Genomic DNA, 25,154 nt, shown 5'->3' with positions numbered 1-25,154 from the left:
GACAGTGGCTAGATTAACAAAAAATCAAAAAGTGGCACTCTCCAAAATTGAGGCTAACAAAGCATATACATTGCAGGATGCTGCATCTTTAGTAAAAGATATCTCTAATACTAAATTTGACTCATCAGTTGATATAGATGTACGTTTAGGTGTTGACCCCCGTAAAGCCAATCAAATGGTACGCGGTATAGCAACATTACCTCATGGAACCGGTAAAACTGTACGTGTACTTGTGCTTTGTACTCCTGATAAGGAACAAGAAGCGAAAGACGCAGGTGCGGATTTTGTAGGTTTGGATGATTATATTGCCAAGATTGAAGGTGGATGGACTGATGTTGATATTATCATCACTATGCCAAGTGTTATGGCTAAAGTAGGTCGTTTGGGTCGTATTCTCGGTCCGCGTAACCTTATGCCTAACCCTAAATCAGGAACAGTAACTGCCGAAGTTGGCAAAGCTGTAACTGAGGTAAAAGGTGGTAAGATCGATTTCAAGGTTGATAAAACCGGTATCATTCATGCCTCAATAGGAAAAGTATCTTTCCCATCTGATAAGATTTATGAGAATGCATTAGAAGTATTGCAAACTATCTCAAAATTAAAACCTTCATCAGCAAAAGGAACATATTTTAAAAGTATTCACGTGTCGTCTACAATGTCGCCGGGAATTGAAGTTGAAACCAAATCAGTAGCGGGAATTTAATCATGACAAAAGAAGAAAAATACGACTTAGTTATAGCCCTTACTGAGCAGATGAAGGAGTTTGGTAATTTTTATATTACCGATACTTCAAACCTAACGGTTGCAAAGATCAATCACATCCGTCGCCAATGTTTCGAAAGCGATATCACTATGCAGGTGGCTAAAAATAGCTTGATTAAAAAAGCTATGGATAACATCGAAGGTGATTTTGCACCATTATATGATGTATTAAAAGGCTCTTCATCAATCCTTTTTTCAAAATCAGCAACTGCTCCGGCAAAGCTGATCAAACAATTAAGGAAAAAAGGTGAAAAACCAATTTTAAAGGCAGCATATATTGATTCATCGATATTTGTGGGCGATAACCAACTTGATACCTTGATCAACTTAAAATCAAAGGAACAATTGGTTGGAGAAATTATTGGTTTATTGCAATCACCAGCAAAGAACGTTATTTCAGCCCTACAATCAGGCGGAAATATACTGGCAGGAGTTGTAAAAACATTACAGGAAAGAGGTTAACGAACACCTATAAGTTCGAAATTAAAAAACACAAAGCATTAAAGTAAAATTAAAATAAAATGGCGGATTTAAAAGCGTTTGCTGAACAGTTGGTAAACTTAACAGTAAAAGAAGTAAACGAATTAGCTCAGATCTTAAAAGACGAGTATGGCATTGAGCCTGCTGCTGCAGCTGTTGCTGTTGCTGCTGCTCCAGCTGGTGGCGATGACGCCCCTGCTGCTGAAGCAGTTCAAACTGCATTTGACGTTATCCTGAAAGAAGCAGGTGGCGCTAAATTAGCAGTTGTTAAATTAGTAAAAGACCTAACCGGCCTTGGTTTGAAAGAAGCTAAAGACTTAGTTGATGGTGCACCTAAAGAAGTAAAAACTGGTGTTACTAAAGAAGAAGCTGAATCTCTGAAAAAACAATTAGAAGAAGCCGGAGCAGTAGTTGAGGTTAAATAATTTAACCCGATACACAATAGCATCAGACTCCGACCGTTTTTGGTCGGGGTCTATTGCTGTTTATACAACTCCCATTTTTGTTTGAAGTTCAGGAAAAACTTTAATCAGAACAAGTATACAGTTTATTAATAAACTAAAATTATAATCCCTTGGCAAACAAAAATAATCAAAGAGTAAACTTTGCAACCAGCAGAAAGGTACTTGATTACCCCGATTTTCTGGATGTTCAGTTGCAATCTTTCCAGGAATTTTTTCAATTAGAAACCACTTCAGACAACCGCTATAAAGAGGGTTTGTTTAAGGTGTTTGCCGAAAACTTTCCGATATCAGATTCAAGAAACATCTTTGTTTTAGAGTTTCTTGACTATTTTATTGATCCGCCACGTTATGATATACAAGAGTGTATCGAGCGCGGGTTAACTTATAGTGTGCCTTTAAAAGCCAAGCTTCGCCTTTCATGTAATGATGAAGAGCATGAAGATTTTGAAACAATTGTACAGGACGTGTATTTGGGAACTATCCCTTACATGACCCCTAAAGGTACATTCGTTATCAATGGCGCTGAGCGTGTAATTGTATCGCAGTTACACCGTTCCCCAGGTGTGTTCTTTGGCCAAAGCCGCCACACTAACGGTACTAAATTATACTCTGCCCGTGTTATTCCTTTCAAAGGATCATGGATTGAGTTTGCAACAGACGTTAACAACGTGATGTATGCATACATCGACCGTAAAAAGAAATTCCCGGTTACTACCTTATTGCGCGCGATAGGTTATGACTCTGATAAAGATATATTAGAGTTATTTGAACTTGCCGACGAAGTAAAAGTTAGTAAATCAGGTCTGAAAAAATTCATTGGCCGTAAGCTTGCCGCAAGGGTGCTTAAAAAATGGGTTGAGGATTTTGTGGACGAAGATACCGGCGAAGTTGTTTCTATCGACCGTAACGAAATCATCCTGGAACGTGAGACCGTGCTGGAAGATGACCATATTGATATGATCATTGACGCAGGTGTGAAAACCATCATCCTGAACAAGGAAGACGCTTCAACCAGTGGTGATTACACTATTATATACAATACCTTACAAAAGGATACTTCAAACTCTGAGAAAGAAGCGGTTGAGCATATCTACCGCCAGTTACGTAACGCTGAACCACCTGATGAAGAAACAGCTCGTGGTATCATCGATCGTTTATTCTTCTCTGATAAACGTTATGACCTGGGTGATGTTGGTCGTTACCGCATCAACCGTAAGCTGAAACTTAGCACTTCTGAAGAAACTAAGGTTTTAACTAAACAGGATATCATCGCGATAGTAAAATACCTGATCAAGTTAATCAACTCAAAAGCTGAGGTGGATGATATTGATCACTTGTCAAACCGTCGTGTGCGTACCGTTGGTGAGCAGTTATATGCTCAGTTCGGCGTAGGTTTAGCACGTATGGCCCGTACCATTCGTGAGCGTATGAACATTCGTGACAACGAGGTGTTCACACCAACCGACCTGATCAACGCGCGTACATTATCATCGGTAATAAACTCGTTCTTCGGTACAAATCAGCTATCACAGTTTATGGACCAAACCAACCCACTGGCAGAGATCACGCACAAGCGTCGTCTGTCAGCCCTGGGGCCCGGTGGTCTGTCACGTGAGCGTGCAGGTTTCGAGGTTCGTGACGTACACTATACCCACTACGGTCGTTTATGTACAATTGAAACACCGGAAGGACCGAACATTGGTTTGATATCTTCACTTTGCGTACACGCCAAGATCAACAACTTAGGCTTCATCGAAACACCATACAAACGTGTGGTTGACGGTGTAGTATCGATGGATGAGCCTGTTGTTTACTTATCAGCAGAAGACGAAGATGGTAAAACCATTGGCCAGGCCAACGCGGTATATGATGATAAAGGCGTATTTAGCACACCACGTGTTAAAGCACGTTTTGAAGGTGACTTCCCTATTATTGAGCCTGATAGACTTGATTATATGGATATTGCTCCAAACCAGATCACTTCGATCGCGGCTTCATTAATTCCGTTCCTGGAACATGATGATGCTAACCGTGCATTGATGGGATCGAACATGCAACGCCAGGCAGTGCCTTTATTGCGCCCTGAGTCGCCAATTGTTGGTACAGGTTTGGAAGGCCGTGTGGCTAAAGATTCACGTACATTAATAAATGCTGAAGGTGACGGTGTAGTTGAGTATGTAGATGCCAACGAGATCCGTATTAAATATGACCGTAATGAACTTGATCGTTTGATCTCTTTCGATGGTGATAGCCGCAGCTACCGTTTAACCAAGTTTAAGAAAACTAACCAGAGCACCACCATCAACCTTAAGCCAATTGTTAAAAAAGGCGAACGTGTTGAAAAAGGACAGGTGCTTTGCGAAGGCTACGCTACCCAAAATGGTGAGCTTGCCTTAGGCCGTAACTTAAAAGTAGCATTCATGCCTTGGCAGGGATATAACTTTGAGGATGCGATCGTTATTTCTGAGCGTGTGGTTTCACAGGATATATTCACATCACTTCACGTTGAAGAATTTGAGCTTGAAGTGCGTGATACCAAACGTGGTGAAGAAGAATTAACACCGGATATTCCTAACGTATCAGAAGAAGCTACTAAGGACCTTGACGAAGACGGTATCATCCGTGTTGGTGCTGAGGTTAAAGAAGGCGATATCCTGATCGGTAAGATCACTCCAAAAGGTGAATCAGATCCTTCACCGGAAGAAAAACTGTTGCGTGCCATATTTGGTGACAAGGCAGGTGACGTTAAGGATGCATCATTAAAAACTCCGCCGTCTATCGCGGGTGTGGTTATTGATACCAAACTTTTCTCACGTGCTAAGAAAACCACTAAGGCTGAAGAAAAAGCACAGTTGGAAAGATTGGATAACAAACATGATAAAGCTGTAAAAGATCTTAAAAATACTTTGATAGAGAAGTTATTTGAGATTGTTAACGGCAAAACATCACAAGGCGTATTCAATGTTTACAAAGAGTTACAGGTTCCAAAAGGTGTTAAATTCACCCAAAAAATATTAGTTGAGCTTAATTACGATAACATTAACCCAACTAAATGGACAACTGATGATGACAAAAACGATCAGATAAAAACCCTTCTTCATAACTATAACATTAAGTTTAATGAAGAGTTAGGTTCTTACCGTCGCGATAAATTCGCTATCAGTGTGGGTGATGAGCTTCCATCAGGTATCGTGCAAATGGCTAAAGTTTACATCGCTAAAAAGCGTAAGCTTAAAGTAGGTGATAAAATGGCAGGCCGCCACGGTAACAAAGGTATTGTTGCACGTATTGTACGTGACGAAGACATGCCTTTCCTTGAGGACGGAACACCGGTTGATATTGTGTTGAACCCACTGGGTGTACCATCACGTATGAACCTGGGCCAGATATATGAAACAGTATTAGGCTGGGCTGGTAAAGAGCTGGGAATTAAATTTGCTACTCCAATTTTTGATGGTGCAAGCCATGAGGAAGTGGAAGAGTGGGTTAAGAAAGCAAACTTACCAGAATCAGGCCGTACTTATTTATACAACGGCTTAACCGGCGACCGTTTTGACCAGCAAACTACAGTAGGTATTATATACATGCTGAAACTGGGCCACATGGTTGACGATAAGATGCACGCGCGTTCAATAGGGCCGTACTCATTAATTACACAACAACCATTGGGCGGTAAAGCACAATTCGGTGGTCAGCGTTTTGGTGAGATGGAGGTTTGGGCATTGGAAGCATTCGGTGCTGCAAACATACTGCAGGAAATATTGACCGTTAAATCTGATGATGTTATCGGCCGCGCTAAAACTTATGAGGCTATTGTTAAAGGTGAAAACCTGCCAACTCCTTCAGTTCCGGAATCATTCAACGTATTGGTTCACGAATTAAGAGGTTTAGGTTTGGATATCACTTTAGAATAATTATTGAATTATTGAGGGACTGAATTAGTGATTAACTCAGTTCCTCAACAATCAATAAATCAATAATTCATTCCTTCAATAATTAAACAAAAGGAGACTATGTCTTACAAAAAGGATAATAAAATCAAAAGTAACTTCACCACCATTACTATCAGTTTGGCTTCACCAGAGTCAATTCTTGAGCGTTCAAGCGGTGAGGTTTTAAAACCGGAGACTATCAACTACAGGACCTACAAGCCTGAGCGTGATGGTTTGTTCTGCGAACGTATCTTCGGTCCGGTTAAAGATTATGAGTGCCATTGCGGTAAATACAAACGTATCCGTTACAAGGGTATAGTTTGCGACCGTTGCGGTGTTGAAGTAACTGAAAAGAAAGTACGTCGTGAGCGTATGGGCCACATCAATTTGGTGGTTCCTGTTGCGCACATCTGGTACTTCCGTTCATTACCAAACAAAATTGGTTATTTATTAGGCTTACCAACAAAAAGGCTCGATCTTATCATATACTATGAAAGATATGTAGTTATACAAGCAGGTATTAAAGAAGCTGACGGAATCAACAAAATGGATTTCCTGACAGAAGAAGAATACCTTGATATTCTGGATACCCTTCCAAAAGAAAACCAATACCTTGATGACAAAGATCCCCAGAAATTTGTTGCCAAAATGGGTGCTGAGGCTCTGGAAGAATTATTAAAACGCCTTAACCTCGACGAGTTATCATACAACTTACGTCACCAGGCTGCTAATGAAACCTCACAACAACGTAAAAACGAAGCTTTAAAACGTTTACAGGTTGTTGAAGCTTTCCGCGATTCAAAAGACAGGATCGAGAATAACCCTGAGTGGATGATCGTTAAGATCGTTCCGGTTATCCCGCCTGAATTGCGCCCGTTAGTACCACTGGAAGGTGGCCGTTTTGCTACTTCAGATTTAAATGACCTTTACCGTCGTGTAATTATCCGTAACAACCGTTTAAAACGTTTGATCGAGATTAAAGCACCAGAGGTTATTTTACGTAACGAAAAACGTATGTTACAGGAAGCTGTTGACTCGTTGTTCGATAACTCACGTAAGGTAAACGCAGTAAAAACTGAAGGTAACCGTGCATTGAAATCACTTTCAGACATCCTGAAAGGTAAACAAGGCCGTTTCCGTCAAAACTTATTAGGTAAACGTGTGGATTATTCAGCACGTTCGGTAATTGTTGTAGGTCCAAACCTTAAATTACACGAGTGCGGTTTACCAAAAGATATGGCTGCCGAATTGTTTAAACCATTTATCATCCGCAAAATGATTGAGCGTGGTGTGGTTAAAACAGTAAAATCTGCCAAAAAGATTGTTGACCGTAAGGATCCATTAGTTTGGGATATATTAGAGAATGTATTAAAAGGACACCCTGTATTACTAAACCGTGCGCCTACGCTGCACAGGTTAGGTATCCAGTCGTTCCAGCCAAAATTGGTTGAAGGTAAAGCTATCCAGTTGCACCCATTAACCTGTACCGCCTTTAACGCGGATTTTGACGGTGACCAGATGGCCGTTCACGTACCCCTGGGTAACGCGGCAATTTTGGAAGCCCAAATTTTGATGCTTGCTTCACATAACATCCTTAACCCGGCTAACGGTACGCCAATCACTGTACCTTCGCAGGACATGGTACTTGGTTTGTACTACATAACCAAAGGCCGTAAATCTGAAGAAGGTCATATCGTTGCAGGTTCAGGCTTAACTTTCTACTCTCCTGAAGAAGTGATCATTGCTTATAACGAGAAGAAATTAGCCCTGCACGCCTTTATAAAAGTGAAAACTTTTGTTAAGGAAAGAGATGGCAGCATTGTAAATAAAATTATTGATACCACTGTAGGCCGTGTGTTGTTTAATCAGCATGTACCGGTTGAGGTTGGTTATATAAATGAACTGTTAACCAAAAAATCACTGCGTGATATCATTGGTGAAGTAGTAAAAACTACAGGTATGGCACGTGCGGCCCAGTTCCTTGATGATATTAAGGAATTAGGTTTCAAAATGGCATTCCAGGGTGGTTTATCATTTAACCTGAAGGATATTAACATTCCCGCAGAAAAAGTTACGCTGATAGCTCAGGCTTCTAAGGAAGTTGAAGATGTTATGGGTAACTATAACATGGGTTTCATCACTAACAATGAGCGTTACAACCAGATCATCGATATCTGGACACGTATCAACAACCGCTTAACCGCGAATGTGATGGAAATTCTGTCAACTGATAACCAGGGCTTCAACTCAGTATACATGATGCTTGATTCTGGAGCGCGTGGTTCTAAAGAGCAGATCCGTCAGCTTGCAGGTATGAGGGGATTGATGGCGAAACCGCAAAAATCAGGTTCAGGTGGTGAGATCATTGAAAACCCGATCCTTTCAAACTTTAAAGAAGGTTTGTCAGTATTGGAATACTTTATCTCAACTCACGGTGCACGTAAAGGTTTGGCGGATACGGCGTTAAAAACAGCTGATGCTGGTTACTTAACCCGTCGTTTACATGACGTTGCCCAGGATATGATCGTAGGTGAAGAAGATTGCGGTACTTTAAGAGGTATATACACAACCGCCCTTAAAGATAACGAGGATATTGTTGAGCCATTACACGAGCGTATATTAGGCCGTACCTCATTACATTCAGTATATGACCCTATTACCAACGAACTGTTAGTTTCAGCAGGTCAGGATATTGATGAGGATATCTCTAAAAACATTGAGAACTCACCGTTAGAAGGTATCGAGATACGTTCAGTATTAACATGCGAAAGCAAACGTGGCGTATGCGCATTGTGCTACGGCCGTAACCTTGCAAGCGGTAAACGCGTGCAACGTGGCGAGGCTGTTGGTGTAATTGCAGCACAGTCAATCGGTGAGCCGGGTACACAGTTAACACTACGTACATTCCACGTGGGTGGTACCGCATCAAACATCGCGGCTGAATCACAGATCAACGCGAGGTTTGAAGGTGTGATCGAATTTGAAAATGTTCGTACTGTTGCTTACAAAACTGAAGATGGTGTTGTTGATGTAGTATTGGGTCGTTCAGGCGAGTTCCGTATTGTAGAAGAAGGCACTAATAAAGTTATTGTAACTAACAACATACCTTACGGTGCTTACTTATATGTGAAGGATGGCAGTAAGATCGCTAAAGGCGACCGTATCTGTTCATGGGATCCGTACAATGCGGTTATCATATCTGAATTTGCAGGTGTAACCCAGTTTGAAGCTGTATTGGAAGGTATTACTTTCCGTGAAGAATCAGATGAGCAAACAGGTCACCGTGAAAAAGTAATTATCGATACAAGAGATAAAACCAAGAATCCTGTTATCCAGATCAGCGATGGTAAGGGTAATGTGATAAAAGGCTATAACATCCCGGTAGGCGCTCACATTGCAGTTGATGAAGGCGAAAAACTACAAACAGGACAGGTTATTGCTAAGATCCCTCGTTCAACTGGTAAAACCCGTGACATCACAGGTGGTTTACCACGTGTAACCGAGTTATTTGAAGCACGTAACCCATCAAACCCTGCAGTAGTAACTGAAATTGATGGTGTGGTAACCTTAGGTGGTGTTAAACGTGGTAACCGCGAGATGACTATCGAATCAAAAGATGGTCAGATAAAGAAATACCTTGTTCCATTATCTAAACACATCCTTGTACAGGATAATGACTTTGTGAAGGCAGGTATGCCATTGTCTGATGGTTCAATATCACCCGCTGATATCCTGGCTATCAAAGGCCCGGCTGCAGTACAGGAATACCTGGTAAATGGTATACAGGAAGTTTACCGTTTGCAAGGTGTGAAGATCAATGACAAGCACTTTGAGGTTATCGTGCACCAGATGATGCAAAAGGTATCAATCGAAGATGCCGGCGATACTACGTTCCTTGAAAAAGAAGCTGTTGACAGCTGGGATTTCATGATCGAAAACGACGATATATTCGATAAGAAAGTTGTTGTTGAGCCAGGTGATTCAGCTTCGTTAAAAGCCGGACAGATTGTATCTGTTAGAAAGCTAAGAGACGAAAACTCAATTTTGAAACGTAAAGATTTAAGATTGGTTGAAGTACGTGACGCTATAGCTGCAACATCAAGCCCTATACTGCAAGGTATAACAAGGGCATCATTAGGCACCAAGTCGTTTATCTCGGCAGCATCGTTCCAGGAAACTACCAAGGTTCTGAACGAAGCAGCAATTGCAGGTAAGAAGGACAACATGCTTGGATTGAAGGAAAACGTTATTGTTGGTCACCTTATTCCATCAGGAACCGGCTTACGTGCATATGAAAATATCCGCGTAGGTTCGCAAGAGGAATTTGACCGCTTGATGGCTTCAAAAACTGAAGAAGTAGAAGCATAATTAATCCGGTAAAATAAATTAAAAAACCCGCCAACATTTGGCGGGTTTTTTTGTTTAATGAGTAATTTTCTCGTGTTATTAACACCCGAAAACTATCAATATTTCAAAAAAAGCATTATTTTTAACAAGAGTTAGTAATATAAACAGATAGTAAATAAATATTTTATAAAAGCCTTTCGACAACAGACAGGCTTTGTTATTTTAGTACCATGGAAGAAGAACAAAACGAAAATCAGTTAAATATTGAGCTTTCTGAAGAGATAGCAGAGGGGATCTATTCTAACCTGGCAATCATTACCCATTCAAGTTCAGAGTTTGTGCTCGACTTTATTCGTGTTATGCCTGGAGTGCCAAAGGCGAAGGTAAAATCAAGAATTATTTTAACACCTGAACATGCCAAACGCTTACTTACTGCGCTGGAAGACAACCTAGAAAAATTTGAAAATGCCAATGGCCGTATCAAAATTCAGCAGGGTCCGGCGGGTTTTCCTATGAATTTTGGGGGCACAGTAGGGCAAGCTTAAATTTTAATAATTTTATTAAAAAGCACAATTGATTAAAAAAAAACCTATATTAAGAGTGTTTTTATATAAAACTTAACAATTTTATAATTGTAATTAACTAAAAAGTACATATATTGCATCGTTTTAATGTCTGCTTCTGAATAGATATAAAATCTACCCGTATGAGAAAAAAGTACCCTTTAAATTCCTATTTCATTTTGTTCATTTTGTTCATTTCGACAACAATATTCTCATGTGCGAGTCGGAAAAACATCAAATACTTTGAAGATATCCCTGATTCAGGAGTGTTAAAAACTATTCCTATTACGGCTTATATTGAACCCAAAATTCAGGTTGATGATATTTTATCAATTGTAGTTTCTACAGTAGATCCTGCCGCCACGCAGCCAATAAATTTGGGAAATATATCTGTTTTAGGGTCAAATAATAGTGGCCCTGTAACCACTCAACCCATTATTAGTGGTTATTTGGTAAGTAAGGATGGGGATGTTGAGATTCCAGTGCTTGGTAAAATACATGTGTTAGGGCTTACAACAGTTGAAGCAAGGGGAGCTATAAAAGAAAGAGCTGATAAGTTTTACAATGATCCTTCGGTTACAGTTCGTTATGCGAATTTTAAAATTACTGTTACAGGTGAAGTAGCGAGGCCATCCGTTTATATTATGCCTAATGAAAAGGTTACACTTTTAGATGCGCTTTCCATGGCTGGCGATCTTACTATTTATGGGAAACGGGACAATGTACTTTTGCTAAGAGAAAATAATGATGGGTCAAAAACGGCATATCGCATTAATTTAACCAAAAGCAACCTTATTGATCAACCCTACTATTATCTACATCAGAATGATTATATATATGTGGAACCAACAAAGGGGAAAGTTGCAGCTAATGATATAGCACAAGCAAGAACTTACGCTATTTTAAGCTCAATCATAACAGTTATAATTGTAATAATAAGCAGAATCAATTTTAAATAGTCAGAATTTAATGAATAACCAGGACCACAACAGTAATTTGAATTTTGCGGATGAAGAAGGCTTTGATTATAAAGAGCTATTAAGTAAAGTTATTTCCAGTTGGTATTTATTTATAATAAGTATTATAATTTGCTTGTTCGCCGCCGTGCTATATATAAAATATGCAACTCCCGAGTATAAAATAAATAGTAAATTATTAATTGAAGATGATAAAAAAAGCCTTGGTGGAGGGCTTAGTAGTAGTCAATCTTCTGATTTTTCCAGTTTATTTGATTTGCCAAGTAACGCTCAAAATGAGATTGATATATTAAACTCCAGATCTTTAATGGAGAAAGTTGTAAGGCAAATGAACCTGAACATTACCCTATACAGGAAAGGAAGATTGAGAAAGGACGAGTTGTTTTATGATGCTCCTTTTAATGTTACTGCGAACTTTAAAACAGATTCAGTAACTGCTACTGTTTATGATATCGAAATATCAAAAAATGGTCAGATCCATGTAGAAAATAGTGATTTTAATGTTGATACTACTATAAGATACGGCAGTACAATTAAATTGAAGGAATATGATTTGCAATTTTCGCAGAAGGCATTTGGCGAAAACCCTTCAGGTAAATTCAGGCTTTTAATGCAATCTGTTGATAGTAAAGTGGAAGAATTATCCAAGAATTTGGATGTGGAATTGTCAGATAAGCAAAGTACCAGTATAGATATTATTTTAAAATATCCCGTTTCAAAAAAGGGCGAAGTTATTTTAGAATCATTAATGGATAATTATTTAAAAGCTAACCTCGAGTATAAAGTTGAAACCGCAGATAGTACGGTTGCATTTATCAACAGGCGCCTGGTAATTGTTCAAAGAGAGTTATCAGATGTAGAAAAGAATTTTTCCGGATTTAAACGCGAAAATAATATAGCGGACGCTGATGAACAATCGAAAGCTTTGGTTACCAGCGCTAGTGATTATTATAATCAATTAAATACGCAGGAAATTCAACTCTCAGTAATAGATGACCTTGAGAGATATATAAAAGATCCCGCAAATAAAACAATTATACCAAGTTCACTTACGGATCAGGATCCGGTGTTTGCGGATGCAATTGGCAAATATAATGAGTTGCTTATGGATAGGAGTAAATTAAACCTATCTTATAAAGAGGACAATCCTGTTGTTAAAAGCCTCGATGATCAGATTGAAACAGTAAAGGTTAGCCTTTTTAAAAGCTTTGAAGCTTATAAAAAAGGATTGCAAATTGCTAAAAGTGGACTTCAAGACAGAAGTAGTTTGCTTAATAATCAAATTAAAGGAGTACCTGAAAAAGAGCGCTTATTCTTAGACTACTCAAGACAACAAAACTTGAAGCAGGAATTATATTTATTCCTTTTGCAAAAAAGGGAAGAAACAATGATTTCTAAAACATCTACTATTTCAAGCGCAAGGATTATTGATGATGCGAAAAGTGATGCAGAAGCATATAAACCAAAGAAAAATTTAATTTATGCTTTGGGAGTAGTGGCCGGAATGTTGTTCCCTTTTGGTTTCTTGTTTTTTAGGGATAGTTTAAACCTTAAAATAATTTCAAAACAAGATATTGAAAAAAATACCAGGATACCTATAGTTGCCGAGATTGGGAACAATGCTGAAAATACCAGTTTAGTTGTTGTAGAAAATTCACGCACCCTGATCTCTGAACAATTTAGGGCACTGCGTACCAATTTACAGTATTTAATAAAGCAGAATGAACCACAGGTTATAATGTTTACATCGAGCATGAGCGGCGAGGGGAAAACATTTGTATCACTAAATTTGGGTAGTACCCTGGCATTAACAGGTAAAAAAGTTGTTTTTTTAGAGCTGGATCTTCGAAAACCAAAACTGTCTTTAAACTTAGGTATCGAAAATGTAAATGGATTTTCAAATTACATTGTATCTGAGAGCAATGACATAGAACCTTATATTAAACCACTGTTTTTTAGTGAAAATTGCTTTCTAATAAGCGCCGGTACTATTCCGCCAAACCCTTCGGAAATATTACTGAGTGAGAAGCTGGAAATCTTAATTGAGACCTTAAAAAAGAAATTCGATTTCATAATTATTGACAGTTCACCTGTAGGGCTGGTAGCAGATGCATTAATATTAGAGAAATTCGTAAATCTTTCACTTTATGTAGTTCGCCAAAACTATACTTTCAAAGCACAGCTAGACATATTAAACAAGCTGGTATATGAAGAAAAATTGAGAAAGACCTATTTAATTGTAAACGATATTAAAGCACAACAAAAGGGCTATTACGGATATGGTTACGGATATGGTTATGGATACGGTTATGGCTACGGCTACGGTGGCTATGGTGAGGTAACTAAAAAGAAAAACTTTCTGTCACAATTGTTTAAAAAATAAGTTGTTGAATCTATAATGCAAGTATTATGTCGAATTTAATTACATATACACTTAAAGTTGCAGACATAAAGCAGGAAACAACAGATGCAATAACCATATGTTTTAAACAGCCGGGCTTGAAAAAGGTTATTTATCGGCCGGGACAGTATTTAACTTTAATATTTAGAATAAACGGGCGAAGATATATAAGGCCATACTCTTTTTCATCTGCTCCGGGAGTTGATTCTACTTTAAATGTAACAGTAAAACGTGTTCTTTCGGGTATTGTATCCAACCATATTATTGATAATTTAAAAGTTGATGATTTAGTTGAAGTGATGCCGCCAATGGGGCATTTTGTAGTTGATTTGGATAAACTTGAGGACAGTACGCCTATAGTTCTTTGGGGAGCGGGTAGTGGAATAACACCACTTATGTCAATTGGTAAATTTTTGCTTAATAACCGTAAAAACGAAGTCACTTTAGTATACGGTAACCGCGATTTTGAAAATACCTTATTTGTTGATCAGATTAAATTGCTTATCCAGAAACACAGTAATTTTACTGTCTGGCATTTCTTGTCAAAAGCGAGTATAAGTAATGCTCATCCAAATCATGTTGAAGGAAGAATAGCTCCTTCAAAAGTTCTTTCAGTTTTGAAAGAAAAAGACAAATCCGGTAATTCTTTGCACTATATATGCGGGCCTTTAGGTTTAAAGGAATCAGTAAAAGAAGCTTTAAATAAACAAGGAATTAGTGAAGCTAATATTTTTTCAGAGGACTTTGAAATTGTAAGAGACAGTAAGGATTTTGAAAATGTTATTACCCGCTCGGTTAAAATAATTAAAGATGAATTACCACAAGTAGTTGAGGTTGTAAAAGGGAAAAGTATTCTTGAAGCGGGACTTGATGCAGGCATAGAACTCTCTTATTCGTGTCAAACAGGTTCTTGCTCCATATGTAAGGCAACACTGCAAACAGGTGACGTAAAAATGGTTAGTACACCAAATCTATCAGAAGAACTTTTGGAAAATGAGTATTTGCTATGCTGTACTTATCCATTATCTGATAACATTAGCTTTAAAGTATAAAAATCTATAAAAATGAAAGTAGTATTATTAGCTGGAGGATTAGGTACAAGGTTATCTGAAGAAACTGTATTAAAGCCCAAGCCTATGGTTGAAATAGGTGGCATGCCAATATTATGGCATATAATGAAAATATATTCCGCTCATGGCTTCAATGATTTTGTAGTTTGCCTGGGATATAAAGGGTATTTAATAAAGGAGTATTTTGCCAATTATTTTTTACATAAATCCGATGTTACCATTGATTTAAAAGATAATTCCATTAAAGTACATGATTCACAAGCTGAACCATGGACAATAACTTTGGTTGATACCGGTAAAGACTCAATGACCGGCGGTAGAATTAAAAGAATACAACCATATGTAAATAATGAAGATTTTATGTTAACCTATGGTGATGGTGTTGGCAATCTTAATATCAAAGAGCTTGTAGATTTTCATAAAAAACACGATAAACTATGTACTGTTACTTCGGTTCAGCCATCAGGTAGGTTTGGTGCTTTAAATATACTTGATGATTCTACAGTACACTCTTTTATGGAGAAACCTAAAGGAGATGGAGCTTGGATCAATGGGGGCTTTTTTGTATGCAAGCCTCAGGTATTTGACTACATTAAAGATGGCGATAGTACTGTTTGGGAGCAGCAGCCTATGGAACAGATAGCAAATGCCGGGCAAATGAACGCATATAAGCATACCGGTTTTTGGCGTCCGATGGATACATTGAAAGATAAGCATGATTTAAACGAAATGTGGGATAATAATAATGCACCCTGGAAAACCTGGTAATTATGTTTGAGCAATTAAAGACTATATACAACGGAAAGAAAGTTTTTTTAACAGGGCATACAGGCTTTAAAGGCAGTTGGATGCTTAAACTGCTCAATATGCTTGGTGCCGAGGTAAAAGGATACTCATTAGCGCCTAAAACCGAGAATGATTTATTTTGCCTTATTAATGGTGACCAGTTAAGTAATTCCATTATTAGTGATTTACGTAATCGTGAAAAACTAATTTCAGAAATTGTTGATTTTGAGCCGGATTTTGTATTTCACCTTGCAGCCCAGCCGCTTGTTCGCTTATCCTATGAAATCCCATCTGAAACATTTGAAGTAAATGCCATAGGCACTGCAAATGTGCTTGATGGCATAAGAAAACTAAATAATACCTGTTATGCAGTATTTATAACTACTGATAAGGTATATCATAACTATGAATGGGTTTACCCATATAGAGAAACAGATAGACTTGGGGGCTATGATCCTTACAGCGCGAGTAAGGCATGTACAGAATTAGTAATAGATTCTTACAGGAATTCTTATTTCAATGTAAGTAAGTATAACGATCACCATAAAGCAATTGCTGTTGCACGCGCAGGCAATGTTATTGGAGGGGGTGATTGGTCGCAGGATCGTCTTATACCTGATATTGTAAAGTTTTTAAACGCCGGTGAAGATATAATCATACGTAATCCGCAGGCGGTAAGGCCATGGCAGCATGTTCTTGAGCCTGTACTAGGATATTTATTATTAGGAACAAAGCTCGTTGCCGACCCCGTTAAATATATGCAGGCTTATAATTTTGGCCCTTATACCAGTGATACACTTGAAGTGGCAGATATGGTAAAGTTGGCTATAAAAGCATGGGGAGGTGGCCAATACAAAATAATGCAGAATGCAAATCAACCGCATGAGGCAGGTTTATTAAAACTTGATATTACAAAAGCAGAAACCGAACTGCAATGGCATCCGAAAAATAATGCATCGCAGGCAGTTCAGCTTACAATTGATTGGTATAAAGCCTATTATGACAATAGAGATACTATTGATGAATTTACAGAAAGGCAAATAACCGCTGTTTTAAATGGCTAAAGTATTTTTAACAGGTATTACTGGTTTTTTAGGCTCTAACATAGCTGAGTTTTTAATTTCACAAGGCCATAATATAGTTGCTGTTTATCGCCCTGTATCCTCAAGGGTGTTGTGTACAGCATATATTGATAAAGTTGAGTGGATATTACAAGCTGAAGATGATGAATGGGTAAATAAAGTGATCGAAACAAAGCCCGATATCATAGTTCATTCAGCATGGTTGGGGGTTGGTCACCTGGAAAGAGATAATTGGGATGTTCAGTTACTAAATATTGGGTTTTTACAAAAATTGTTAAGCATTGCAAGTAAAGCCGGTATACAGAAATTTATTGGCTTAGGCTCACAAGCCGAGTACGGTACATTTAACGGATGTATTGATGAAAGCCATGCACTTAACCCGGTTGAAGCTTATGGATGTGTAAAAATTATTTGTACTGAACTTATTGAACGCTACTGTAATTATTATAAAATAGACTGGTACTGGTTAAGATTATTTTCCTTTTTTGGAAAAGGAGAATCTGAAAAGTGGCTAATTCCATCATTAGTAAAAAAGATTATTTTAAGTGATCATATGGATTTCACCGAGGGTAATCAAAAATACAGCTACTTATATGTTAATGATTTAGGATTGGCAGTTAACCATATTATTGAAAAAAAGGGACGTACTGGTATTTATAATATTTCAGGAAAAAGTTTAAGGACGCTTAAAAGTTTAATTGAAAGTATAAGGGATAAAGTAGATCCTTCATTTAAACTTAATTTTGGTAAGTTACCTTACAGGGCAAATCAATCAATGCATATGCAGGGCGATTCGTCAAAATTTGTCTCGGAGTTTGGGGATTTTGATGTTTCGGATTTTGATGATTCAATGTTAAAGGTAATTGAATATTTAAAGGAAAAATTTAATGGTGAGGTAATATGAAAGCATCAGATTTTATAGCGGATTTTTTAGAAAAAAAAGGTATCAAAAGTATTTTTGAGTTATCAGGCGGGATGATTACACATTTGCTGGATTCATTAAACCAACGCACAAAAATTGATATCATCACTATGCATCACGAGCAATCTGCCGCGTTTGCTGCAGATGCATATGGTAGAATAACAGGATTGCCAGGTATTGCAATGGCTACCAGCGGTCCGGGTGCAACCAACTTATTAACAGGTATTGGCAGCTGTTATTTCGATTCTTCACCAGCTATTTTTATCACAGGGCAGGTTAACCGTAGTGAACAAAAGGGTGATAGGGGCATAAGGCAGCTAGGATTTCAGGAAACTGATATAGTTGCTATGGCTACTCCAATAACAAAAGCATGTTTCCTGGTAAATGACCCTAACAGTATCCCTGAAATATTTGAAAAAGCATTTCAGATAGCTACCGAGGGCAGGCCGGGGCCTGTGCTTATTGATTTGCCGATGGACGTTCAAAGAGCGCAGATTGAGCCTCTGGCAGATACCGATATAGAAACAGTATCACCAGAGCTTGATAAAGCAAAATATGACGAGCTCATATTATCTATGAAGCTTGCTAAAAGACCACTGGTATTAGCTGGGCGTGGTATTAAAGCCGGTAATGTGCAGGAATTATTTGATCGCTTTATTGAACAGACCAAAATACCTGTTATCACTACGTTATTAGGCCTGGATGTAATAGGAAGCGATGATCCTTTACGCGTTGGCTTTATTGGCAGCTACGGTAACAGATGGGCAAATGTGGCGTTTGGCGAATGTGATTTGCTGATTGTACTCGGCAGCAGGTTAGATATAAGGCAAACAGGGGCGGATACCCGTTTTATTGAAAACCGGAAAATTTATCACGTTGATTGTGAAGTTGCTGAGATAAATAACCGCGTAAAGGGATGTACCCCATTTGTAATGAACCTTAATGTGTTCTTTGATCAATTTAATACGGTTGCTGAGGATAATACTTTTGATGATCAAACAGAATGGTTGAAGTATACCGCCTCGCTTAAATCAAAGTGGCCGGATGTAAAGGAATTAGAGCCTGTTGGTATCAATCCTAACGTTTTTATGCACAGTTTATCTGCAGTAAGTGAAAAAGCTTACGCGTATCTGGCTGATGTAGGAAGTCATCAAATGTGGGCAGCGCAATCAATCCAAATAAATAAAGGTCAGTTATTTTTAACCTCAGGCGGCATGGGCGCTATGGGTTTTAGCTTGCCGGCAGGCATTGGAGCAAGTATAGCAACCAATAAAAGCCCTGTGGTTGTTATTGTTGGCGATGGCTGTATGCAGTTAAACATACAAGAACTACAAACCATAGTGCGTAATAAATTGCCAGTTAAAATTATTGTAATGAATAACCGTACCCTGGGCATGATAAGGCAGTTTCAGGATAGCTATTTTGAATCAAGGTATCAATCAACTTATTGGGGATATAATGCCCCTGATTTTGGTAAAGTGGCTGAAGCTTACGGCATAAAAGCAAAAACAATCAGCCAGCCTGATGATGTTAATGAGGGGGTAGAATGGTTATGGAATAGCGAGAATGCCGATCAGCCTGTTTTATTGCAGGTAATGGTTGACCCTCATACAAATACTTATCCCAAAATTGCATTTGGTAAGCCTATTACAGAAATGGAACCATTTGCAGTACCCATAGAAATGGAAAGCACCTGATTATTATAAATAAATTTAATCATCATACACTCATGTTAAAAAATTTTAGTGACCCCAGTCTGGAACAGATTATCAGACAGATAGCAAAGCAAAAAACAACACAGGTTATTGTACCCGGGCAAAATTATATACCAGTTACCGGTAAGGTGCTGGATGAAGAAGATATTTTGCTGGGTGTAGATGCTGCGCTTGATGGCTGGTTAACTGCCGGCCGTTTTTCAAACGATTTTGAAAAATCCTTCGCCGAATATTTTAAAGCTCCTAAAGCACTTTTAGTAAACTCTGGCTCATCAGCTAACCTGGTGGCATTTTATGCGCTTACATCGCCTAAATTAGGTGAAAGAGCGATAAAGCCAGGTGACGAAGTAATTACCGTTGCTGCGGGTTTCCCAACTACGGTAAACCCAATGATTCAGTTTGGTGCAATACCGGTATTTATAGATGTTGATATTGCTACGCATAATGTTCAGGCAGATTTGATTGAAGCCGCTGTTTCACCAAAAACAAAAGCTATAATGATAGCGCACTCATTGGGTAATCCATTTAATTTGGATGAAGTAATGCGTGTTGCCAAAAAATACAACTTATGGGTTGTTGAAGATGATTGCGATTCATTAGGCGCAACTTATCGCGGTAAAAAAACAGGCACTTTTGGCGATATCGCTACTTTCTCATTTTATCCGGCGCATCATATTACCATGGGCGAAGGTGGAGCTGTACTAATAAATAACCCTGTACTTGCTAAAGTGGCTGAAAGTTTTCGTGATTGGGGAAGGGACTGCTATTGCGAACCAGGTAAAGACAATACATGCGGCTGCCGTTTTTCTCAGCAATTAGGCTCACTGCCTTTTGGATATGACCATAAATACACTTACTCCCATATCGGCTTTAACCTTAAAGTTACTGACATGCAGGCTGCATTTGGTGTATCACAACTAAAAAAACTTGATCATTTTGTAAACAGGAGGAGAGAGAACTTTAAAGCGCTTCATGAACGTATGAAACAGTTTGAAGATATTTTCATATTGCCTGAGGCTACACCAGAGTCTGATCCTTCATGGTTTGGGTTCTTACTTACATTACGTGAGGGAGATGCTGCCGACCGCCATATGCTGGTACAGCACCTGGAAGAGAAAAAAATAGGCACAAGGTTGTTATTCGGTGGCAATTTATTACGCCAGCCAGCTTATGCAGATATAAACCATAGGGTATCAGGAGAGCTTACCAATACAGATATAATTATGAACCGTTCATTTTGGCTGGGAGTTTGGCCGGGCCTTAATGAAACGCATTATGATTATTTTGTTGATGTAATAAAAGGCTATATAAGTTAATCAGTGAAAGATAGTAGTGAATTACCGTAACAAGTATTTCAATATAGTTGCAGTAAGTAAAACTTATTTATAAAATATAAATGTCAGTAGCCTCGTCGCCATCCAGATCACTTAATATAAGCAAGATTTCAAAATCAATAAAAGCAAGCGTTACTAAAGATGTAATGTTTACTTTGGTTAATAGTTTATGGCGCATTATTTCGGGGCCTGTTACGTTAGTATTTATACCGTTATTTCTTACATCACAGGTACAAGGTTTTTGGTATACGTTTATTAGTTTGGCGGCACTAACTGTATTTGCCGATCTGGGTTTTACAACTATTGTTACGCAGTTTGCAGCTCATGAATATGCACGCCTTACGTTTAACGCTGAAACCGGATTATTTGAAGGGGAAACAAATGATATTAAAAGGATAGGATCATTATTGCGCTTTGTTTTTAAATGGTCTGTATCAGTAGGCGCTGTAGGTTTTCCTGTTATTCTTTCTGTAGGCTTTTTAATGTTCAGGGGAAAAGGGGGCAATGTTAATTGGCCCTTGCCCTGGTGCGTTTATGTTTTATCATCGGGGTTAAGTTTTACCACACAATCTGTGCTATCTTTCTTTGAAGGTTGCAGTCAGATAGCCGCGATTGAAAAAAATAAATTTGTTAGTGCCATAGCTTCAACAATAGCCACATTAACTTTTCTTTATTTTGGTTTTAATCTGTATTCACTTGCATTTGCTGCCTTTATTGCAGCTGCCATAAACATTGGTATGTTATATTTCCGCTTTGGAAAACTTATAGCACAAATGGTTACAGAAAGTAAAGGGTATATAGTTAACTGGAAAACAGATTTTTTAAATTTGATTTGGCGTTATGCTATTAGCTGGAGCAGCGGGTATTTTATTTTTCAAATCTATACGCCTTTAATGTTCCAGTTTCACGGGCCTGCCGAAGCCGGTAAAGTAGGTATTAGTATGGCATTGGCATCAGCGGCTTTTTCTATCTCATACGTATGGATGTATGTGGCAAATCCTAAGCTAAACATGTATGCATCAACACGTAACTGGAAAGCAATGGATAAATTATTCATAAAGAATCTTTCTCTTTCGCTTATTACATTTTCGCTTGGTGCAATATTGGTATTATCAATTCTTTATTTTTATGGAGATGCATTTAAGTTTTTCCATAGGTTTTTAGGGTTTGTACCTATGCTTATTTTGCTCCTGGCATGGTTCTTTCAAATAATTATAAATGGTTTGGCGGTATATTTAAGAGCACATAAAAAAGAGCCATTAGTTGTAGTTTCAGTAGCGTTGGCAATTTATATTGGAATTACTACCCTATTGATTACTAAGTATTTGCCTCCAAAATATCTTTTCCTGGGTTTTCTTACGGCAGTACTTTGGGGCTTACCCGTTGTAGCATGGATTTTTGTCAAAAAAAGAAAAGAGTGGCACGTTTAAAATAGCTGATATGATTTACTTATCAATTTGTATTCCCACATATAACCGGAGCAACTATTTACAGGATGTTTTGGAAAGCTTTGTTAATGAGCCTGAATTTATTGAAACCGATGAAATAGAAATTGTAATATCAGATAATTGCTCGACAGATAATACTGAATCGATAGCACGAGAGTATGTAAATAAATACCCAACAAAAATTAAGTATAACAGGAATTCGGAGAACATAGTAGACGGCAATTTCGAAAAAGTACTGAGCATGGGTTCAGGGGCAATACTCAAGTTAAATAATGACACACTGGTTTTAAATAAAGGTTCTTTAGCTCCTTTATTACAAAATATAAAATATTGCTGCGAAAATAACTTAACTCCATTTTTATTAAACGGAACAATGCCCGTTTATAAAGAACCAATTGTCTGTAAAAATGCCTCTTCATTTATTGCTACAGTATCGTATTCATGTACCTGGATTGGCGGCTTTTGCATATCAAGGGAATCTTTTCAAAAAATAGATAACTTTTCCCAGGAATATTCATTACAGCTTGTACAGGTAGATGTATTAATGCGATTGTTAAAAAAAGGATGCGAATTTTTAGTTATTCCGGATAAATTTTACCAATCAATTGTTCCTGCTAAAAAAGGAGGATATAATTTGCCTAAGGTCTTTCTAACAAATTATTTTAAGATCCTCCGTAAATACTTAGTTAGCACAGAGGAGATTAAAGTTTTAAGAGAAGAGAAAAGAATAATGCTCTTTAAATTTGTTTTACCATGGATAGTTACTATTAGCAACGATGCCAATAAGAAAGCATCTAATTTTACTTTTGATATATCTGGTTATAAGGAAGTAGTAAAAAAGGAATTTTCTGCTTTAACATATCTTGAGTTTGAATTTACTTTTTTAATTAAATTCATTTTATTTTCTTCCAAAGCATTTTTAAAATCTATTATTAATACTAATACCGTATAAATATTAATAATAGCGTGTTGGAATATGAAAAAAAGATTCAAAAATATATTACTATCAATGCTTTCAAATTTATGTAAGCTGGTGGCTGTTTTTTTTTCTTATTCCACCGCAAATAAATGGAGGTCATTTAAAACAAAACTCCATACACTTTGGATAGCATCGGAATTTAAAGCCTTTGGTAAAGGCATTGTAATTTATTACCCGATAAATCTGTTTGGAGGTAAATATATTACAATTGATAGTGGCGTAAGCATTGGCAAAGGCGCGGCTTTAACCGCGTGGGATAGTTATAAAGGGCATAATTATGAGCCTGAAATATTTATCGGTAGCAATACCTCAATTGGTGATGATTGCCATATTACAGCCATATATAATATCAAAATAGGTAATAATGTATTGATGGGCAAGAAAGTAACCATAACAGACAATGCGCATGGCGAAATCAATGCTGAATCATTTTCTTTGCCGCCTGCTGATCGGCCTTTGTATTCCAAAGGAGCTGTTATTATTGAGGATAACGTTTGGATAGGTGATAAGGTTACAATATTACCTAATGTAAAAATTGGAAAAAATTCAATAATTGGTGCTAATGCATTGGTCACAAAGGATGTGCCGGCAAATTGTATTGCAGGAGGAGTGCCCGCAGTAATTATAAAGCAGATAGATTTAAAATGAAAATGGCAGAAAGCCATTAAACGATAACAACATAGTTAAATAATAGCAGTATTTGTTTATTATACCAATGTTGGTTAAAAAAAATAAAATAATTACGAATGGTAAAGACATCGACATCATCAACCCCAAAACCAAGGATATTAGCCTATTATTTACCTCAATATCATCCTATTCAGGAAAATGATGAGTGGTGGGGTAAGGGGTTTACTGAATGGGTTTCTGTTGCCAGCGCTAAGCCTTTATTTAAAGGGCATGAACAGCCTAAAATACCCGGCGAATTAGGGTTTTATGATCTTCGCCTGGAAGAATCCAGAATTGCACAGGCTGAAATAGCCGCGAAATATGGCGTTGAGGGATTTTGCTATTGGCATTATTGGTTAGGTAATGGAAAAAGATTACTTGAACGTCCCTTTAATGAAGTTTTAGAATCAGGAAAGCCCGACTTCCCATTTTGTTTGGGCTGGGCTAATCATTCATGGAAAGGTGTTTTTTTCGGTGCTAAGAATCAAACCCTAGTAGAACAAACATATGGCGATTTAAAAGACCATCAGGAACACTTTGATTATTTACTTAAAGCTTTTAAAGATAAAAGGTATATAAAACTTGGCAATAAGCCCTTGTTGTATATTTATAAAGCGCAGGATATACCCGACTGTAAAAAAGTATTGGATTTTTGGCGTAACTTAGCCATTAAAGAAGGTTTTGATGGAATCCATTTTATTGGAGAAAATGTAAAGCCTGCTGATCGTGAGAAATATGGTTTAGACGGATTGGCTTTCCCCCGGCATAGAGAAATTGAGTATGGGGATACAGATTTAATTACTAATAAGTATTTACGATTTATATATCATAAGATAAAGAAAATTGCTCCGGGTTTAAAAGTTTATAATTACAAAGACGCAATAAAAACTTTTTTAAAGCCTGGTGAGTATCAGCACAATGAATACCCATGTATTGTGCCGGGGTGGGATACTACTCCTAGATTAGGAAAAAAAGCAGTGATATTAAAAGATTCCACCCCCGAATTATTTAAACAACATGTTAAAGAAGTATTGAATAGAGTTTCTCACAAGCCAGATGATAGTAATTTTATTTTTATAAAATCATGGAATGAGTGGGCTGAAGGAAACTATATGGAACCTGATTGGAAAAACGGCTCTAAATATCTGGAAGTGTTAAAGGAAGCTTTAGATGAACAATAATAGTTAAATAAAAGTTTAATTGGCAAAGGAACAATTATTTTG

18 protein-coding genes are annotated in these 25,154 nt (G+C 37.7%); all 18 read left to right on the top strand.

Translation table 11 applies throughout. The features are described 5' to 3' along the window. The first annotated feature begins 4 nt into the window (after positions 1-4). The 18 genes from rplA (at position 5) to BLU33_RS17620 (ending at position 25,112) form a co-directional block, all read left to right on the top strand. Complete coding sequence (gene rplA / locus BLU33_RS17705) at positions 5-703, top strand: 50S ribosomal protein L1 (protein ID WP_091376042.1); 699 nt, start codon at positions 5-7, stop codon at positions 701-703. Between the two features lie 2 nt (positions 704-705). Next, on the top strand, positions 706-1,224 hold the full coding sequence (rplJ, locus tag BLU33_RS17700; RefSeq protein ID WP_091376038.1) for a 50S ribosomal protein L10: 519 nt from the start codon (positions 706-708) through the stop codon (positions 1,222-1,224). A 59-nt stretch (positions 1,225-1,283) separates the two neighbouring features. Continuing rightward, complete coding sequence (gene rplL, locus BLU33_RS17695; RefSeq protein WP_073405423.1) at positions 1,284-1,667, top strand: 50S ribosomal protein L7/L12; 384 nt, start codon at positions 1,284-1,286, stop codon at positions 1,665-1,667. 149 nt (positions 1,668-1,816) lie between these two features. Next, on the top strand, positions 1,817-5,620 hold the full coding sequence (rpoB, locus tag BLU33_RS17690) for a DNA-directed RNA polymerase subunit beta (protein WP_091376036.1): 3,804 nt from the start codon (positions 1,817-1,819) through the stop codon (positions 5,618-5,620). Between the two features lie 99 nt (positions 5,621-5,719). Beyond that, positions 5,720-10,006, top strand: coding sequence for a DNA-directed RNA polymerase subunit beta' (gene rpoC, locus BLU33_RS17685; RefSeq protein ID WP_091376033.1), 4,287 nt, complete (start codon positions 5,720-5,722; stop codon positions 10,004-10,006). A 209-nt stretch (positions 10,007-10,215) separates the two neighbouring features. Then, complete coding sequence (locus BLU33_RS17680) at positions 10,216-10,530, top strand: DUF3467 domain-containing protein (RefSeq protein ID WP_091376030.1); 315 nt, start codon at positions 10,216-10,218, stop codon at positions 10,528-10,530. A gap of 161 nt (positions 10,531-10,691) precedes the next feature. Next, positions 10,692-11,507, top strand: a complete 816-nt coding sequence (locus BLU33_RS17675) for a polysaccharide biosynthesis/export family protein (RefSeq protein ID WP_091376027.1) — start codon at positions 10,692-10,694, stop codon at positions 11,505-11,507. 10 nt (positions 11,508-11,517) lie between these two features. Then, positions 11,518-13,908: a GumC family protein gene (locus tag BLU33_RS17670; RefSeq protein WP_091376025.1), complete on the top strand. Its 2,391-nt coding sequence runs from the start codon at positions 11,518-11,520 to the stop codon at positions 13,906-13,908. Between the two features lie 26 nt (positions 13,909-13,934). After that, complete coding sequence (locus BLU33_RS17665; RefSeq protein WP_091376022.1) at positions 13,935-14,978, top strand: ferredoxin--NADP reductase; 1,044 nt, start codon at positions 13,935-13,937, stop codon at positions 14,976-14,978. A 12-nt stretch (positions 14,979-14,990) separates the two neighbouring features. Then, on the top strand, positions 14,991-15,764 hold the full coding sequence (rfbF, locus tag BLU33_RS17660; RefSeq protein WP_091376020.1) for a glucose-1-phosphate cytidylyltransferase: 774 nt from the start codon (positions 14,991-14,993) through the stop codon (positions 15,762-15,764). A gap of 2 nt (positions 15,765-15,766) precedes the next feature. Further along, positions 15,767-16,846, top strand: a complete 1,080-nt coding sequence (gene rfbG / locus BLU33_RS17655) for a CDP-glucose 4,6-dehydratase (RefSeq protein ID WP_091376017.1) — start codon at positions 15,767-15,769, stop codon at positions 16,844-16,846. Beyond that, on the top strand, positions 16,839-17,768 hold the full coding sequence (locus BLU33_RS17650; protein ID WP_091376014.1) for an NAD-dependent epimerase/dehydratase family protein: 930 nt from the start codon (positions 16,839-16,841) through the stop codon (positions 17,766-17,768). The genes rfbG and BLU33_RS17650 overlap by 8 nt, the downstream gene beginning before the upstream one ends. After that, the gene (locus BLU33_RS17645) at positions 17,765-19,483 is read left to right on the top strand and encodes a thiamine pyrophosphate-binding protein (protein WP_091376011.1); all 1,719 of its coding nucleotides are present in this window, start codon (positions 17,765-17,767) and stop codon (positions 19,481-19,483) included. The genes BLU33_RS17650 and BLU33_RS17645 overlap by 4 nt, the downstream gene beginning before the upstream one ends. A gap of 32 nt (positions 19,484-19,515) precedes the next feature. Further along, on the top strand, positions 19,516-20,817 hold the full coding sequence (gene rfbH, locus BLU33_RS17640) for a lipopolysaccharide biosynthesis protein RfbH (RefSeq protein WP_091376008.1): 1,302 nt from the start codon (positions 19,516-19,518) through the stop codon (positions 20,815-20,817). Positions 20,818-20,897: 80 nt separating this feature from the next. Continuing rightward, positions 20,898-22,265: a polysaccharide biosynthesis protein gene (locus BLU33_RS17635; RefSeq protein ID WP_091376005.1), complete on the top strand. Its 1,368-nt coding sequence runs from the start codon at positions 20,898-20,900 to the stop codon at positions 22,263-22,265. After that, positions 22,234-23,235 carry a glycosyltransferase family 2 protein gene (locus BLU33_RS17630; RefSeq protein ID WP_091376002.1) on the top strand — a complete coding sequence of 334 codons (1,002 nt, stop codon included), beginning with the start codon at positions 22,234-22,236 and terminating at the stop codon, positions 23,233-23,235. The genes BLU33_RS17635 and BLU33_RS17630 overlap by 32 nt, the downstream gene beginning before the upstream one ends. Before the next feature lie 24 nt (positions 23,236-23,259). Further along, positions 23,260-23,910: an acyltransferase gene (locus tag BLU33_RS25645; RefSeq protein WP_317040528.1), complete on the top strand. Its 651-nt coding sequence runs from the start codon at positions 23,260-23,262 to the stop codon at positions 23,908-23,910. A 98-nt stretch (positions 23,911-24,008) separates the two neighbouring features. After that, positions 24,009-25,112 (top strand): glycosyltransferase WbsX family protein, encoded by a 1,104-nt coding sequence (locus BLU33_RS17620; protein WP_091375998.1) that lies wholly within the window; start codon positions 24,009-24,011, stop codon positions 25,110-25,112. Positions 25,113-25,154 lie beyond the last annotated feature (42 nt).

Origin of the sequence: Mucilaginibacter mallensis, assembly GCF_900105165.1 — a bacterium.
GTDB lineage: Bacteria > Bacteroidota > Bacteroidia > Sphingobacteriales > Sphingobacteriaceae > Mucilaginibacter > Mucilaginibacter mallensis.
Note: the sequence above shows the minus strand (reverse complement) of the source record. Positions and strands in the feature narration are given on the sequence as shown.